At 52.0% G+C, this 18,076-nt stretch carries 3 protein-coding genes (2 of these 3 running past the window's edge); all 3 read right to left on the bottom strand.

Going from position 1 to position 18,076, the window contains the following annotated elements:
• Tightly spaced (each overlapping or abutting the next), the 3 genes in view from AAC854_RS01790 to AAC854_RS01780 form a layout consistent with a single transcriptional unit that may run on beyond the window.
• Nucleotides 1–3,972, bottom strand: partial view of a non-ribosomal peptide synthetase gene (locus AAC854_RS01790; protein ID WP_340615638.1) — the 5' portion only. It extends 10,803 nt beyond the left edge of the window; 3,972 of the gene's 14,775 nt are visible here — the first part of the coding sequence; the start codon lies at nt 3,970–3,972; its stop codon lies off the left edge, out of view.
• Entirely contained in the window at nt 3,969–10,724 is a 6,756-nt protein-coding gene (locus tag AAC854_RS01785) for an amino acid adenylation domain-containing protein (protein ID WP_340615637.1), read from the bottom strand. The genes AAC854_RS01790 and AAC854_RS01785 overlap by 4 nt, the downstream gene beginning before the upstream one ends.
• On the bottom strand, nt 10,724–18,076 hold the final stretch of the coding sequence (locus tag AAC854_RS01780) for a non-ribosomal peptide synthetase (RefSeq protein ID WP_340615636.1). 15,459 nt of this gene lie beyond the right edge of the window; only the last 7,353 of its 22,812 coding nucleotides appear in the window; its start codon lies beyond the right edge, outside the window; its stop codon occupies nt 10,724–10,726. The genes AAC854_RS01785 and AAC854_RS01780 overlap by 1 nt, the downstream gene beginning before the upstream one ends.

The following is an 18,076-nucleotide window of genomic DNA, read 5'->3' as shown; positions in this document are numbered from 1 at the left end:
GCCCGGCACACTTAAAGTCTGGGCGATAAAGTTGCGATAAGGCAGAGCAGCGGGCAGCATTGCGGTATTTCCCTGCAACACCTGAGCAATTTCAGCGAAGATCAACTCTAATGTCACATGGTCGCTGACCAGATGGTGAAAACGTAAGGACAACAACCATTCACTTTGTACCGGATCGTGGGCTATATCCACAGCAAACAGTGGGGCGCGGCTCAGGTCAAGACGATTCCTGCGGGGATCGGTGTGAGCACATAATTGCGATGGAACGTCGTCCACTGTAATCGGAGTAAAGACGTTGATACACAATGGCGCATGACGCCAGACCACCTGAACAGGTTGGGCCAGCGCTTGCCAATAAGCAGAAGTACGCAGAATATCATGGCGGTCGATGATTTGTTGCAACGCGCCTGAAAAGGCATCGAGACGCTCACGGGTATCAAAGGCCAGCAAACTTTGCAGCAGATAATCATCACCTTGTGTCTGCAATAAGTGATGGAATAGAATTCCTTCCTGCAATGGTGCCAGCGGATAAATGTCCTGTATATTACTTACCCCGCCGGGGATAGTTTCAATAATGGCATTGATTTCCGCCTGAGACAGTGAAACCAGTGGCAACATATCAGGTGTGATGGTGATGCTGTCTTCGCGGATAAGATTGGCTGGCACCACGAAAGCAGAAGTATTGTTCTGGTATGTCAGAATAGCTTGCGCCAGTTCACTCAGGACAGGTGTGGCGAATACACTGCGCACATCAAGCCGCCAGCCGAGGTTGTGCAGTTGTTCAATCAGGCTGACAATCATCAGTGAATGACCACCGAGTTCGAAGAAATGGTCATGACGACCGACTTGCTCCAATCCCAGCAAATCCTGCCAGATCCGGGCCAACGCGATTTCTAACTCGCTGGTCGGCGCTTCATAGCCACGTGCCACCATGGCAGATGAATCAGGTGCAGGAAGTGCCTGACGGTCGAGTTTGCCGTTGGGGGTCAATGGGAAAGCGTCGAGAACCATAAAGGCACTGGGCAGCATATACTCGGCAAGGTGCGAAGAGAGTTGCCGGCGTAATTCCGCAGGAACCAATTCAACACCATCCTGAGCCAGCAGGTAAGCAACCAATCGCTTCTGGCCGACGGTTTTTTCAGCAGATATATCTTCGCGGGCCACAACGACAGCTTCGCGCACACCATGACACTGCATTAACTGCGCTTCGATTTCACCTAATTCAATCCGGAAACCACGCAATTTAACCTGAAAATCATTACGACCCAGATATTCGATATTGCCGCTGGGCAGCCAGCGTCCGAGGTCACCGGTTTTGTACATGCGTGCGTTCGGGTCAGAGGAGAACGGATCAATGAGGAAGCGTTCAGCGGTAAGTTCAGGACGATTTAAGTAACCCCGGGCGACACCTGCACCCGCGATATGAATTTCACCGGTAACACCAAGAGGAACGGGCTGACCGTAAGTGTCGAGGATATAGATTCGGGTATTAGCGATCGGGCGCCCGATATGAGTGCCAAAACCGGTTGCCCGATTCATGCGTGTCCATGTTGAATAGGTTGTTGTCTCTGAGGGACCATACAGATTGCACACGTTCTGTACGGAAGAACGGGCAAACAACTGCTCAACAATATGCGGTTTCAGGGCTTCACCCGCTAAATTGATGGTTTTGGTTACAGCAGGAATCGCATTGGCATCGATCAAATGTGCAATGGCTGACGGCACGGTATTGATTAGGCTGATCGACGGCTTTGTCGCCGTCAGCCCTGTGGTGATTAATGACAGGGCATCGGAAACAATATGAACCGTGCCGCCAGAAATGAGGGGCGCAAGGCATTCATAAACCGCCAGATCAAAATTAAGTGACGTAGCAAAAAGGGTATTAGCCAGCTCCTCAGGGCTGAACGTCCGTTGTGCCCAGATCAGGAAATTCACCGTATTACGGTGGGCAATGGCGACCCCTTTTGGTCGTCCGGTGGAGCCAGAGGTGTAGATCACATAGGCCAAGTGGTGCGATGTCAGGCCCAATGATCGGGCATCCGGATTGTCTGTCGATGATTCCTGAATAAACGGTTCTTGGTTATCAATGAATACCGTGGGGACGGTACTGATCAGTTTGTCTGAGAGTGTTGTCTGCGTCAGTATCACTATCGGAGCCGCGTCTTCAAGTATATACGCCAGTCGCTCAGCCGGATAAGCGGGATCGAGGGGGACATAAGCACCACCAGACTTAAGAATAGCCAGCAAGCCTGTCACCATGTCCAGATTACGTTCGGTACAAATCGCTACCCGATCATCCGGACGTACACCTTGTGCAATCAAATGATAAGCCAGAAGATTGGCACGGTGATTCAGTTCGGTATAACTGAGTGACTGCTCTCCGCATACTATGGCGGTGGCATTAGGCGTAAGCGTAGCTTGTGCCTCGAAGAGTTGATGAATAAGGGCATCCTGTGGGAAATCTGCCTGAGTGTTGTTGAACTCTGTCAGCAGTTGTTGTCGTTCCGAAGCCGGCAGTATCGGCAGGGTGGCAATGGTTTGTGTTGCATCCGTCGTCATCGCGATCAGCACTTGTTTCAAATAGCCGACCATGCGTTCAACAGTGGCAGAATCGAATAAATCAACGGCGTATTCCAGTTCACCGAGCAGGCCAACCTCAGTTTCGGTCAGCGATAGCGTCAAATCAAAGTGGGTACTGTAGCGTATCTGTTCTGCGGGCGCGAGTTGCAGGCCGGGTAACGTTAGCGTTTTGGCGGGCGTGTTGTTTAAGGCCAGCATCACCTGAAAAACCGGGCTGTAGCTGAGGCTGCGTTCGGGTTGCAATGCTTCCACCACTTGCTCGAAGGGCAAATCCTGATGAGCATAAGCGGCAAGTGCCCGCTCACGGACGTGCGTAAGCAAGTCGGTAACACTGGCGGTATCATTCAATGTGACACGCAGGGCCAGCGTATTGACAAAGAACCCAATCAACCCTTCAAGTTCGTGATCCGGGCGGTTAGCGACCGGTGTACCGATCACAATATCATCCTGACCACTGAGCCGGGCAAGTACGATGCTCCAGGCCGCCAGTATGGTCATAAATAAGGTCGTCTGATGGCGCTGCCCGAATAATTTAAGTGATTCCAGCAAGGCGGCATCGAACTGAACGGGGACTTGGCCCGCAATATAAGTCTGTATGGTCGGGCGTGGCCGGTCAGCGGGCAGATCCAACAAAGCGGGTGCACCTTTGAGTTGCGCACACCAGAAATCACGTTGTTTAGTAAGGACATCACCTTGTAGCCAGTCACGCTGCCAGACAGCATAGTCAGCATACTGAATGGGCAGAGAGGGAAACGGATCACCCTGATTGTCGAGAGCAGCACGATAGAGGCTACCCAGTTCGTGCACCAGCACACCAATAGACCAGCCATCAGAAATAATATGATGCTGCGTGATCAGTAATACATGTTCTTCATCCGCCATTTGCAGCAAATGACCGCGGATCAGCGGACCCTGAGTCAGGTCGAAAGGTTTCTGCGCCTCAAGGGAAGTCAGTTCGGCAAGGCGATGAGCCTGTGTTTCTGAATCCAATGAGCGCAGGTCTTGACAGGATAACGCAAAGCCGACATCGGCAGGATCAATATGCTGGCAGGGCTGTCCCCCGATAACCATAAAGCGGGTGCGAAGAATTTCGTGGCGGGCAATCAGGCAGTTGAGTGCGCCAGTCAGGGCATAATGATGAAGCTGGCCCGTCAGACGCAACGCAACAGGGATATGATAGGCCAAACTGGCGGCCGGATCGAGTTGGTTAAGGAACCACAGACGTTGCTGGGCGAAGGACAATGGCAAAGGAAGATCACGGGCAACTTGCCTGATTGGTGGCCGTTTCTGATACGTTTGATTCTGATCCTTCTGCGTTTGTAGTTGTTCTTTAATTTTCTTTTTTAAAACGGCACGTTTCAGATTATCGAGATTCATGTTAGTCCTTATCATTTGTTACTGTCTCCACCTAACACCGCCATCAGTTCTTCTGCTGACATTAAATCCAGCGTGTTCTGGAGCGATTCAATATCGTTTTTCCCTATAGCATCCATTTGAGCTGTAAAAATAATTCCGGCCTGTTCTGCCAGTTTGGGGGAAAGGAATAACGAAGAAATGGGGATATCAACCAGAAATTCGTCTTGTATGCGTGTTGCCAGTTGCACGATCATCAGTGAGTGACCGCCGAGTTCAAAAAAGTTATCGTGGCGTCCCACGCGTTCCAATCCCAGCAGGTCTTGCCAAATCTGGGCCAGAATGATTTCTTCTTCCTCATTCGGCGCTTCATACTCGTGGGTGACGATGGCAGATAAATCAGGAAGGGGAAGCGCCTGACGGTCAAATTTGCCATTGGGCGTCAACGGAAAAGCGTCGAGCGTTACAAAAGCGCTGGGGAGCATATAGTCTGCAAGGTGCGAAGAGAGTTGCCGGCGCAGTTCAGCCGGAACCAGTTCAACGCCGGTCTGGGAACACAAATAAGCAACCAGCCGTTTTTGGTTCTGCTCATCTTCACGGATAAGGACAATAGCTTCCTGTACGCCGTGACATTGCCTCAACCCGGCTTCGATTTCCCCCAGTTCAATACGGAAACCACGCAGTTTGATCTGAAAATCATTGCGACCGAGATATTCGATATTGCCATCGGAACGCCAACAACCAAGATCACCCGTTTTGTACATGCGGGCATCAGGATCTGAGGAGAAAGGATCGGTAAGGAAGCGCTCAGCCGTCAGTTCAGGGCGGTTTAAATAACCCCGTGCAACGCCTGCACCGGCAATATAAATTTCACCGGCAACGCCGACAGGCACCGGCTGGCCTTGTTTGTCCAGAATATAGGTTTGGGTATTTGATATCGGGCGACCGATAGGGATTTTTCTTTCACCTTCACCGTATTGCTCTGCTATGAAAGGTATTTCATAAGCAGTGGCAAACGTGGTTGTCTCCGTTGGCCCGTATACATGCAGTAAATGTTGTGGCGGATGTTCAGCCCTGAGGCGGAGGGCGGCACGGGTATCCGTCTGTTCACCGCCGAAAAGTACATAACGCAAACCTGACAATGCAGGGGCAATTAAATTCGCATATTGGTTAAACAGTGCCGTGGTGAGGAACAACGCACTGACTCCTTCCGATGACAGGCACTGACCAAAATCGGCGGGCTGGAGTAATTTTTTTTCCGGGATCAACAGAATACGGGCACCGTGGACTAAACCCGACCAGATTTCCCACGTCGCTGCATCAAATGACACATTGGCGCAATGGGCAATGCAGTCATCCGGGCCGATATCGGCAAAGCCATTATTAATGATCAGGCGAAGGACATTGCGGTGCTCAACCATTACCCCTTTTGGTTGTCCGGTTGAACCCGACGTATAAATCACGTAGGCCAAATGGCGTGATGTCAGCCCGGTTGCCTGCACATCCGGATTATTGACCGGAAATGATGCCTGGCTGTTGAGTTCATCAAACAGGATTGTCGGCAACCTGCTGGCGAGCTTATCGCGCCACTGGGTTTGGGTCAGTAAAGCCACCGGTGTGGCATCCTCAAGCATATAGTCCAGTCGTTCAGCCGGATAGGTGGGATCGAGTGGCAAATAAGCCCCTCCCGCCTTAAGAATAGCCAGCAAACCCACCACCATTTCCAGACTGCGCTCGAGGCAGATCGCAACGCGATCATCCGGACGCACACCCAGCGCAATCAAATGATGCGCCAGACGATTGGCGCGTTGGTTCAGTTCGTCATAGCTCATTGTCCGGCCTTCGCAGACCACGGCGGTGGCATGGGGGCGTTGTAATACCTGAGCCTCAAAAAGCGGGTGGATGAGGGCATCTTGCGGGAAATCTCTCTGCGTGGCGTTGAAATCTACCTGCAATTGTTGCCGTTCTGTCTCTGGCAGGATCGGGATATTCAGAATCGATAGTTGCGGGTCATGAACCAAAGCCTCAACCAGCCCCCTAATCGCGGTTAGCAGATAATGGATAACACGGGACGGATCGATACTGGCTACCGTTTGGGTGTTTAAATGAAAACCAACACCCAAATCATCCACCGATAGGATAATCGGATAGTTAGTCCGTTCTTTGGTTGAGATGACGCGCATACCTGACCAAGTCGCATTAACCGCATTTTCTTCGCTGATTTGAGAATGGCGGTAATTGAGCAGGGTACTGAACAACGGCATGGGTTGCTCTACGCCGCTACAGCTTTGTGCGAGCGTCAACGGGGCCTGTTCATGTTCCAGCAGTGCCATCAAATTATGATAAGTGTCTCGCACAACATTCTGTACATTACGACCAGCAAGGGAAATGCGTATTGGCAACGTATTGATAAACATGCCCAGTATTTGGTTGGCCCCGGCACCACCTTGTAAACGCCCCAGTAACACGGAGCCAAAAACGACATCATCACGACCGCTGGTATGTGCCAGCACCTGTGCCCAGGCAACATGGAACAGGACGCTTGGGCTGACTTTCAGGCATCGGGCCTGGGCGCGAATGGATTCTGCCAATATCGGATCGAGAGGAAGATGGGCTTCGGTAATCGATTCATCGTCGTCCGTTATATCGTTGTTCAGTGCTTGATTATTCGGTATTGAGAGCACACCAAATGGTGCCGTCGGTGCGTCAATATCGGCAAGCTGTGCACGAAAATAAGCTTCATGCTCTGTCGCTGGCACACTCAGGGTCTGGGCAATAAAATTACGATAGGGCAGCGCTGTGGGCAACGTGTCTGTATGCCCCTGTAATATGAGCGCAATTTCAGCAAAAATTAATTCCAGTGTCATATGGTCGCTGACCAAATGATGAAAACGCAGGGCCAACAACCATTCATCCTGCACTGAATCATAAGCAATATCAGCAGCAAACAGCGGTGCCCGGTTCAGGTTAATACGATGCCGGAGTGGGTCGGTGTGAGTCCGTAGCTGCGCAGGAATATCGTTCTCTGTGGCAGGCGTAAAAACCTGAATGTCCAGTGGTGCCTGACGCCAAACCGCCTGAACGGGCTGTGCCAGTCCTTGCCAGTAAACCGCGGTGCGCAGAATATCGTGGCGGTCGATAACCTGCTGCAAGGCGGCTAAAAAGACATCAATACGTTCACGGGTATCGAAAGCCAGTAAGCTTTGCAACAAGTAAGTATCGCCTTGTGCCTGCATCAAATAGTGAAACAGAATACCTTCCTGTAACGGTGCCAGCGGATAAATATCCTGCACATTACTGGCTCCGCCGGGAATGGTTTCGATGATGGCATCAATCTGGGGTTGAGACAGCGCAACCAGTGGCAACATATCAGGAACGATTGCAGTACAGCCCTCTGGAATGCGGTTAGGGGGCACGACAAAAGTGTCAGCGTCACGCTGGATAGTCAGTGCCATATCGGCGAGGATCGGTGTGGAGAACACATTACGGACATCAAGTTGCCAGCCAAAGTTACGTAATTCCTCGATCAGACTGACGATCATTAATGAATGACCGCCGAGTTCAAAGAAATGGTCGTAACGGCCAACGTGTTCAAGCCCCAATAAATTTTGCCAGATCTGCGCCAGAGCGATTTCTGTTTCACCCGTCGGCGATTCATAGTTGCGTACTATGAAAGCGGACGCATCGGGAGCGGGAAGAGCGTCACGATCGGTTTTACCGTTAGGGGTCAGAGGGAAAGCCTCAAGTATGATAAAAGCACTGGGCAGCATGTATTCAGCGAGGTGTTGGGCAAGCTGCTGGCGCAGTTCAGCGGGAACCAATTCAACACCTGTCTGGGGCTGTACATAGGCAACCAAACGTTTTTGTCCCCCCGTTTGTTCATGACCTGCTTGTTCATAAAAAGCCTCTTCGCGAGCGAGAACCACCGCTTTTTGCACGCCATGGCATTGAGTGAGCTGAGTTTCAATTTCACCCAGTTCAATGCGGAAGCCACGAAGTTTGATCTGAAAGTCATTGCGACCGATATATTCGAGATTGCCGTCGGGCAGCCAGCGGCCCAGATCGCCGGTCTTGTACATGCGTGCATCCGGATCGGAGGAGAACGGATCGGTTAAGAAGCGCTCGGCAGTGAGTTCAGGGCGGTTCAGATAACCACGTGCAACACCCGCGCCAGCGACATAAATTTCACCTGTCACGCCAAGGGGAACTGGCTGACCATGTGGATCAAGGACATAAATCTGAGTATTAGAGATCGGCTGGCCGATGGGGATTTTTCTTTCATCTTCTGCTATGAGAGGAATTTCATAGGTAGTGGCAAACGTGGTTGTCTCCGTTGGGCCATACATATGCAGTAAGTGTTTTGGTGGATGTTCCGCCCTGAGGTGGATGGCTGGACGGGTATTCGTCTGTTCACCACCGAAAAAGACATAACGCAAACCCGACAGAGCAGGTGCTATCAAATTCGCATATTGGTTAAACAGTGCCGTGGTAAGGAATAGCGCACTGACACCTTCCGATGACAAATACTGACCAAAGCGAGTTGGCTGTAGCAAGATTTTTTCTGGAATCAACAGAATTCGGGCACCATGGACTAAACCCGACCACACTTCCCAGACCGCCGCATCAAATGAAATATTGGCACAATGGGCAATACAGTCATCTGGCCCGATATCGGCAAAACCATTATTGATAATCAGGCGAAGGACACTGCGATGCTCAACTATGACCCCTTTGGACAATCCTGTTGAACCTGACGTGTAAATGATATATGCCCTATGGCGTGACGTCAGACCTAATGCCTGAGCGTCCGGATTGTGAACAGAGTCTGTTGTCAGATCCGCAAAAAGAACGGTATCTAAAAGAACGGTATCTAAAAGAACAGTGGGCACAAAGTTGCCCAGCTTGCCGGCCCATTCAGTCTGGGTCAGTAAAACCACGGGGGCTGCATCCTCAAGCATATAGGCCAGCCGCTCGGCGGGATAGTTGGGATCGAGCGGCACATAGGCTCCGCCTGCTTTAAGGATGGCAAGCAGACCCACCACCAACTCCAGACTGCGCTCAACACAGATGGCCACCGGATCATCCGGACGCACGCCCAACGCAATCAGATGATGGGCCAGACGATTGGCGTGGCGGTTCAGTTCATCATAGCTCAGTGTCTGACCTTCACAGACCACCGCAGTGGCATTGGGACTCTTTAATGCCTGAGCCTCAACTAGCTGGTGGATCAGCCTATTTTGCGGAAAATCCGTCTGAGTGGCATTGAAATCAACCAGCAGTTGTTGCCGTTCTGATGCTGGCAGCATTGGCAGAGTGGTAACGCTTTGTGTCTCATCAACGGCCATTGCCGTTAACACGTTCGTCAAATAGCCGACCATGCGCTCAACGGTGGTAAAGTCGAACAAATCAGCAGCATATTCCAGATCACCGATTAAGCCGGTCTCAGTTTCGTTCAGTGATAGCGTTAAATCAAAATGTGCCCCACGACGTTCCTGTTCAATCGGCGTGAGTTGCAAACCCGGTAATGTCAACTCTTGGCTCGGGGTGTTATTTAAGGCCAGCATCACCTGAAAGATAGGGCTATAACTGAGGCTGCGCTCAGGCTGTAGTGCTTCCACAACCTGCTCAAAAGGCAGCTCCTGATGGGCATAGGCGGCAAGCGCCCGCTCCCGAACCTGTGCAAGCAGCTCCGCCACACTGATGTCGTTATTTAATGTGACACGTAAAGCCAGCGTGTTGACAAAGAAACCAATCAATCCCTCAAGTTCATGATGAGGTCGGTTAGCGACTGGCGTACCAATCACAATATCATCCTGACCACTAAGCCGGGCGAGTACGATACCCCAGGCAGTCAGCACGGTCATGAACAGAGTAGAGTTATGGCGCTGCCCAAGCCCCTTAAGTGATGCCAATAAAGTGGCATCAAGATGAAAGGAAACTTTGCCGCCGATATAGGTCTGTACTGCCGGGCGTGGGCGGTCAGCGGGAAGCGTTAATAAAGCCGGAGCACTCTTGAGTTGATCACACCAGAAATCACGCTGTTCTGTGAGGGAAGTGCCTTGCAACCGGCTTCCTTGTAATTGCTTTTCTTGTAACTGTCTGTCTTGTAATTGATCGTGCTGCCAGACAGCATAGTCAGCATACTGAATGGGCAACGATGGTAAGGGAGCTTCGTGGTCTTCAAGAGCGGCACGGTAGAAGGCGCCCAGTTCCTGCACCAGAATACCGATGGACCAGCCATCAGTGATAATGTGATGCAGGGTGAGCAGTAACACATGCTCTTCGTCGGTCAATTGCAGCAGTTGACCGCGAATAAGCGGACCCTGAGTAAAATCGAAGGGGGTCTGAGCCTCAGTATCAATGAGTTCGGTAATACGGTCAGTATGCAAGGCCGGGTCTGACTGACGCAGGTCATGGCAAGACAGGGCAAAGCCAATATCGGCCGGTTCGATGTGCTGGCAGGGTTGGCCTTCGACCAGCACAAAACGAGTACGCAGGCTCTCATGGCGGGCAATTAGGTAGTCGAGTGATGTCACCAGCGCATGGTGGTCGAGTTGACCACTGAGGCGCAGTATCACCGGCAGATGGTAGGCCAGACTGGCCGCCGGATCGAGTTGACTGAGAAACCATAACCGTTGTTGTGCGAAGGATAACGGTAATGGTTGATTTCGATCCGCTTGTTTTATCAATGACTGTTGTTGCTGATTTCCATGGGTTTTCAATTGTTCTTCGAGTCTTTTCTCCAGAACCGCACGTTTCAAGTCATCGAGATTCATGTTAAGCCTTGTCATTATTCATTGTCCCCGCCTAAAATTGCCATTAGTTCTTCTGCTGACATTGAATCAAGATCGCTTTGCATTGATTCAATCTCGTTTTCTCCTACCTCGTTCATTTGAGCCGAAAAGATGATGTTGGCCTGTTCCATCAATGTGGGCGAAATGAACAACGAGGTCAGAGGAATGTTGACCATAAATTGGTTTTTTATGCGTGTTATCAGCCGTACCACCATCAACGAGTGACCACCGAGTTCAAAGAAATTGTCGTGGCGACTAATACGCGCGAGTCCTAATAAGTCCTGCCAAATCTGTGCCAAGGCCGCTTCTATTCTTCCCTGTGGCGGCTCATAGTCATGTGTCACCACGGCAGACGCATCCGGGGCAGGAAGCGCCTGCCGGTCAAGCTTGCCATTCGGTGTCAACGGGAAGGTGTCAAGCATCACAAAGGCACTGGGCAGCATATAGTCGGCGAGCTGCTGCGTGAGCTGTTGGCGCAGATCGGCAGGAACCAGCTCAACACCCTCCTGAGGCTGTAAATAAGCGACCAGACGTTTCTGATCTGGCTCATCTTCGCGGGCAAGAACAATTTCACGAGCAAGAACAATCGCATCACGTACACCGTGACACTGCATTAACTGCGCCTCGATTTCGCCAGGTTCGATGCGGAAACCACGTAGTTTGATCTGAAAATCGTTGCGACCGAGATATTCGATATTGCCATCGGGCAGCCAGCGTCCGAGGTCGCCGGTTTTATACATGCGCGCGTCCGGCTCTGAGGAGAACGGACAGCTAAAGAAACGTTCTGTGGTCAGTTCAGGACGATTCAGGTAACCGCGGGCAACCCCCATGCCGGCGATGTGAATTTCTCCGGTCACACCAAAGGGAACGGGTTGTCCATATTCGTCAAGAATATAGATTTGGGTATTGGCAATTGGCCGGCCGATGGGAATAGAGCGGGCAACATCGACAGGTGATGCAATCGCGTAAGTTGCGGCAAAGGTTGTTGTTTCCGTGGGGCCGTATCCATTGATCAGCATGGCGGGTTGTGACTCAGCCAACTGAACAGCCCGTATCTTTCTTGGGTCAAGCACATCTCCACCCGCCAGCAGGTAACGCAGTTGACCAAATACCGGCTCAAGATGGTGGTGATATTCGTTGAATAAACCGGCGGTCAGCCAGAGCGCAGTAACCTGCCCCTGGGTCAGTGAATCGCAGAAACGCACCGGATCAAGTAAAACGGATTGGGAAACAATATGCAGGCGTGCACCATTGAGCAGGGCAGACCAAATTTCCCATGTCGATGCGTCGAAGGCAATATTGGCGCAATGAGCAACGCAATCATCGGGCCTGATATCCGTAAAGCCATTATCAATAATCAGGCGAAGGACATTACGATGCTCAATCATGACGCCTTTGGGAAGACCGGTAGAGCCTGAGGTATAAATCACGTATGCCAGATGGTGTGGCATTAGTCCCAATGTCTGTGCGTCTGGGTTACAGGTCGGTTGTTCCGCCAGTCGCGCTGCCTGCGTGTCGAGTACCACGATAGGGACAGAAACAGGCACAGAGATCACAGACTCAGAACGGGGTAACTTGTCGGCTTGTGTCGCTTGGGTCAACAAGACGACGGGAGCCGAATCTTCAAGCATATAAACCAACCGTTCGGTCGGATAGCTTGGGTCAAGCGGAACATAAGCGCCGCCGGCCTTGAGGATAGCGAGCAGACCAACGATCAGCTCCGGGCTACGCTCGATACATATCGCGACCCGATCATCGGGTTGTACACCCAGTGTCATCAGATAGTGGGCCAACTGATTAGCACGGCGGTTCAGCTCACCGTAACTGAGAGTTTGCTCTTCAAATACGATGGCAGTGGCATCGGGATGATGCGCCGCGTGAGCTTCGAACAATTGCTGTATCAGGGTATTGTGTGGCAGGTCTACCTGAGTGGCATTGAAATCGACCAGTAATTGTTGCTGTTCTGTGGCGGGCAGGATTGATACATTTCGAATCAACTGTTGCGGGTCACGAGCCAGCGCATCAATCAAACCGCCAATCGCCGTAGCCAGATAATTGATAACCCGGGCGGGTTCGATACCCGCCACTGCTTGGGCGGTCAGTTGGAAACTGACACCCAAATCATCTACTGACAGAGTGATTGGATAGTTGGTTCTCTCTTCTGCGGACAGAACGCGTATGCCTGCCCAGGTTGTATCAATTCCCTCAGCCTCGCTGGTCTGGCTGTGGCGGTAATTCAGCAACGTACTGAACAGCGGCATAGACTGTGGCACGCCGCTGCAACGTTGTGCCAATACCAATGGGGCCTGTTCGTGCTCCAACAGCATCATCAAATTGTGGTAAGTGTCCTGCACCACTTCCTGAACGGTGCGGTTGCTCAGGGAAACCCGCATCGGCAGGGTATTAATAAACATTCCCAGTACGCGTTCAGCCCCTGCTCCGCCCTGAAGCCGGCCCAATAATACAGAACCGAATACGACATCATTACGGTCGCTGGTTTGTGCCAGTACCTGAGCCCATGCAACATGGAACAGAACACTTGGACTGACTCCTGAACGGCGCGCTTGGGAACGTATGGTTTCTGCCTGTTTGGATGTAATAGAGAGACGCGCTTCCGTAACGCACTCGCTGTCAGTAGGGACTTTGAGCACACCAAACGGCGCAGTTGGCTCACTGATATCAGCAAGTTGCTCGCGGAAATACGCTTCATGATCGGAAGCAGGTACGTTCAGCGTCTGGGCGATAAAGTTGCGATAGGGCAGTACAGCGGGCAGCATATCCGTATTTCCCTGCAATTTTCCTTGCAACATGAGCGCAACTTCCGCAAAAATCAGCTCCAGTGTCATATGGTCACTGACCAGATGATGGAAGCGCAGGGCCAGCAGCCATTCATCCTGTGCTATGCCGTGAGTGATAATGCCGTGAGCGATATCCGCGATAAACAGCGGTGCGCGATTCAGATCGATACGATGCCGACGTGGATCTGTGTGAATCCTTAGTTGGGCAGCGACATCATCGGTTGTGGTTGGGTTGAAAACGTTAACCACCAACGGTGCCTGACGCCAGACAACCTGAACGGGTTGTGCCAGCTCTTGCCAGTAAACAGAGGTGCGCAGGATATCATGGCGGTCAATGACTTGTTGCAGGGCCGTCAGAAAAGTATCAAGGCGTTCACGGGTATCAAAAGCGAGCAAGCTTTGCAGCAGATAATTGTCACCTTGTGTCTGCAACAGGTGATGGAACAGAATACCTTCCTGCAATGGTGACAGTGGATAGATATCCTGCACATTGACCGCGCCGCCGGGAATCGTCGCGACGATGGTATCGATCTCTGTCTGAGACAGTGAAACCAGAGGCAACATATCCGGCGTGATAGCCGTGCAATCCTGAGGAATACGATTAGGTGGCACAACAAAGGTGTCAACATTCCGCTGGACAGCTCGTGCCATATCGACAAGAACAGGAGCGACAAACACGCTGCGAACGTCGAGTTGCCAACCGATGTTTCTCAGTTCTTCAATCAGGCTGACAATCATCAGAGAATGCCCGCCGAGTTCGAAGAAGTGATCATGCCGACCGACCCGCTCCAGCCCTAAGAGATTTTGCCAGATTCGGGCGAGAGCGGTTTCCATTTCGCCAATCGGGGATTCATAGCTGCGTACCACCATAGCGGATGAATCAGGCGCAGGCAGTGCGCGGCGGTCAAGTTTCCCATTCGGAGTCAGAGGGAAAGCATCGAGCGTCACAAAAGCACTGGGCAACATGTACTCAGCAAGGTGCTGTGTGAGTTGTTGACGTAATTCGGCGGGAACCAGTGAAACACCCGTCTGAGGCAGCAGATAGGCGACCAGACGTTTCTGATTGGGTTCGTCTTCGCGCGCCAGAACCACCGCTTCGCGCACACCGGAACATTGCTCAAGCCGTGCCTCAATTTCGCCGAGTTCAATCCGGAATCCGCGTATCTTGACCTGAAAATCATTGCGGCCAAGGTATTCGATATTACCATCGGACAGCCAGCGACCTAAGTCACCCGTTTTATACATACGGGTATCTGAATCCGGTAAGAACGGATCGGCAAGGAAGCGTTCTGCGGTCAGTTCAGGCCGGTTCAGGTAGCCACGGGTAACCCCTGCACCGACGATATAGATTTCACCGGCCACCCCCAGAGGAGCCGGTTGACCATAAGCGTCGAGAATATATATCCGCAGATCGGACAGTGGCTGACCAATCAGGCTACCGCGCCCTGAGTTGATATCGGATTCTGTCAGTTCACGGTAGGTGGCATGCACGGTAATTTCGGTGATGCCATACATATTCACCAGACGAGTTTGTCGGGTAGGGTTACGGGCAACCCACGGGGCAAGTGTATGCAGTTCTAATGCTTCCCCTCCGAATATGATACAGCGCAGAGAGTGCGGGGTAGCATCCTGAGCCGCAATCAACTGACGGAAAGCACTGGGTGTTTGATTCAGGACAGTGACCCGTTCACGACACAGCAGTGAATAGAACATTTGTGGTGAGCGGGCGCAATCGGCGGAAATAACAACCAACCGACCACCGTAAGACAAGGCTCCCCACAATTCCCATACTGAGAAATCAAAAGCAAAGGAGTGGAACAGCGTCCATACATCGTTGTCATCAAACCGGAAGCGATCCTGTGTTGCGGCTAACAGGCGAATGACATTGGCGTGCCCGACCATGACACCTTTGGGTTTTCCGGTCGACCCCGACGTATAAATGACATAGGCCAAATGCCGTGATGTCAGTCCCAGCGTTTGAGGGTCTGGGTTATCGGTTCGCTGTGTTGTCAGGAACGATGCCTGATCATCAAGTAAAACCGTAGGCAAGGCGCTGGTGAGTTTGTCGGTTAACGTTGCCTGAGTCAGTATTACCACCGGTGCCGAATCCTCAAGCATATAGGCCAGCCGATCGGCAGGATAGGCCGGATCAAGCGGGACATAAGCCCCACCAGTTTTGAGGATAGCAAGTAAGCCAATCACCATTTCCAGACTGCGCTCGACACAAATCGCGACCCGATCATCAGGACGCACGCCCAGCGCAATCAGATGATGAGCCAGACGATTGGCCCGGCAGTTTAGCTCGCCATAACTGAGAGTCTGTTCCTCAAATACGACGGCAACGGCATCAGGACGGCGTGTTGCCTGAGCTTCAAACAGTTGGTGAATCAGTGTGTCTTGCGGAAAATCAACCTGATGAGCATTGAACCCTTCCAGTAATTGTTGTTGCTCTGACAGGGGCAGCATCGGCAAAGTAGCAATGATCTGCGTCTCATCCGCCGCCATTGCTGCCAGTACATTTGCCAAATAACCCACCATGCGCTCAATGGTTGTAGAGTCAAACAGGTCAATGGCATAAGCCAGTTCGCCTGCCAGACCCGAGTCGGCTTCAGTTAATGACAACGTTAAATCGAAGTGAGCGCTCTGGTGCACTTGTTCAATCGGGGTGAGTTGTAAACCAGATAACGCCAAATCTTGGATCGGCGTGTTGTTTAAGGCCAACATCACCTGAAAGATCGGGCTGTAACTGAGACTGCGTTCAGGTTGTAGGGCTTCCACGACTTGCTCAAAGGGCAGATCCTGATGGGCATAGGCGGCAAATGCCCGTTCCCGGACCTGTGTGAGCAAATCGGCAACACGGGAGGAATCATTCAGCGTGACGCGCAGAGCGAGGGTATTGACGAAGAAACCGATCATTCCTTCAAGTTCTTGGCGCTGGCGGTTAGCAACGGGTGTACCGATAACGATATCATCCTGACCACTGAGCCGGGCGAGTACGATATTCCACGCTGTCAGCACAACCATAAACAAGGTGCTGTTATGGCGCTGTCCCAGCCCTTTCAGCGAAGCCAATAAGTCAGCATCAAAATGGATAGGAACCCGGCCACCGACGAAGGATTGTCCCGCCGGACGCTGGCGATCGGTCGGGAGTGCCAGCAGGGCCGGAGCACCTTTGAGTTGGGTACACCAGAAATCACGTTGTGCAGCAAGGGCGGTTGCTTGCAGCCCGTCACGTTGCCATACGGCATAGTCCGCGTACTGAATGGGCAGGGGAGGTAATGGCGCATCTTGTCCGTCAAGGGCCGCACGGTAGAGAACCCCCATTTCATGTATCAGCACACCGATGGACCAGCCGTCAGAAATAATATGATGCTGGGTGATCAGTAATACATGTTCTTCATCTGCCAGTTGCAGCAAATGGCCCCGGATCAGCGGGCCTTGGGTAAAGTCAAAAGGCGTCTGGGTTTCGAGGGTCGCAATTTCAGTGATACGGTTAATGTGTGCATCTGATGCCAGTGCGCGCAGGTCTTGGTAAGACAGGGTAAGGCCAATATCCGCAGGATCAATTTGCTGACAAGGCTGGCCTGTAACCAGTACAAAGCGGGTGCGTAGAATTTCCTGTCGGGCAACCAAATTGTCGAGTGCACGGGTCAACGCATGGCGATTAAGTTGACCCATAAGGCGTAATGCCACGGGGATATGATAAGCCAGGCTGGCTGCCGGATCGAGTTGACCGAGGAACCACAAGCGTTGCTGGGCGAAAGACAGTGGCAGTGGCTGGTTACGGTCAGCCACCGGGATTGCGACCTGATTTGTTATCGGAACAGCGATAAGCACTCGGGCCAAATCGGTCAGAAGGGGTTGATCAAACAGTTGTTGTAACGGTAATTCTCGTGCCAGTACCTGACGTACACGCGCCGCGAGCTGGACAGCCAGCAGCGAATGCCCGCCCAGTTCAAAGAAGTGGTCATAGCGACCGACGCGTTCCAGTCCCAGTAAATCTTGCCAAATCCGGGCCAGTGCAATTTCTGTCTCGCCAACAGGAACCTCGTAGCCACGTGTGACCACAGCCGATAAATCAGGGGCAGGGAGTGCCTGCCGATCAAGTTTGCCATTAGGGGTCAGCGGGAAAGCATCAAGCATGATAAAGGCATTGGGCAACATATACTCGGCAAGATGCCGGGCGAGTTGCTGGCGCAGTTCAGCCGGAACCAGTTTAACGCCGGTCTGGGAACACAAATAAGCGACCAACCGTTTTTGGTTCGGCTGATCTTCGCGAATCAGTACCACAGCTTCACGCACACCGTGGCATTGTCTGAGTCCTGCCTCGATTTCACCCAGTTCAATACGGAAACCACGCAGTTTGACCTGAAAATCATTGCGACCGAGGTATTCAACATTGCCATCGGGCAGCCAACGACCGAGGTCACCGGTTTTATACATGCGGGCATCGGGATCGGAGGAGAACGGATCGGCAAGGAAGCGCTCGGCAGTCAGTTCAGGGCGATTCATATAGCCACGGGCAACGCCGACCCCCGCGATATAGATTTC

It is taken from the genome of Xenorhabdus entomophaga (genome assembly GCF_037996725.1).
GTDB classification, from domain to species: Bacteria; Pseudomonadota; Gammaproteobacteria; order Enterobacterales; family Enterobacteriaceae; genus Xenorhabdus; species Xenorhabdus khoisanae.
The sequence above is the reverse complement of the archived record's forward strand: the minus strand, read 5'-3'. Positions and strand labels throughout refer to the sequence as shown.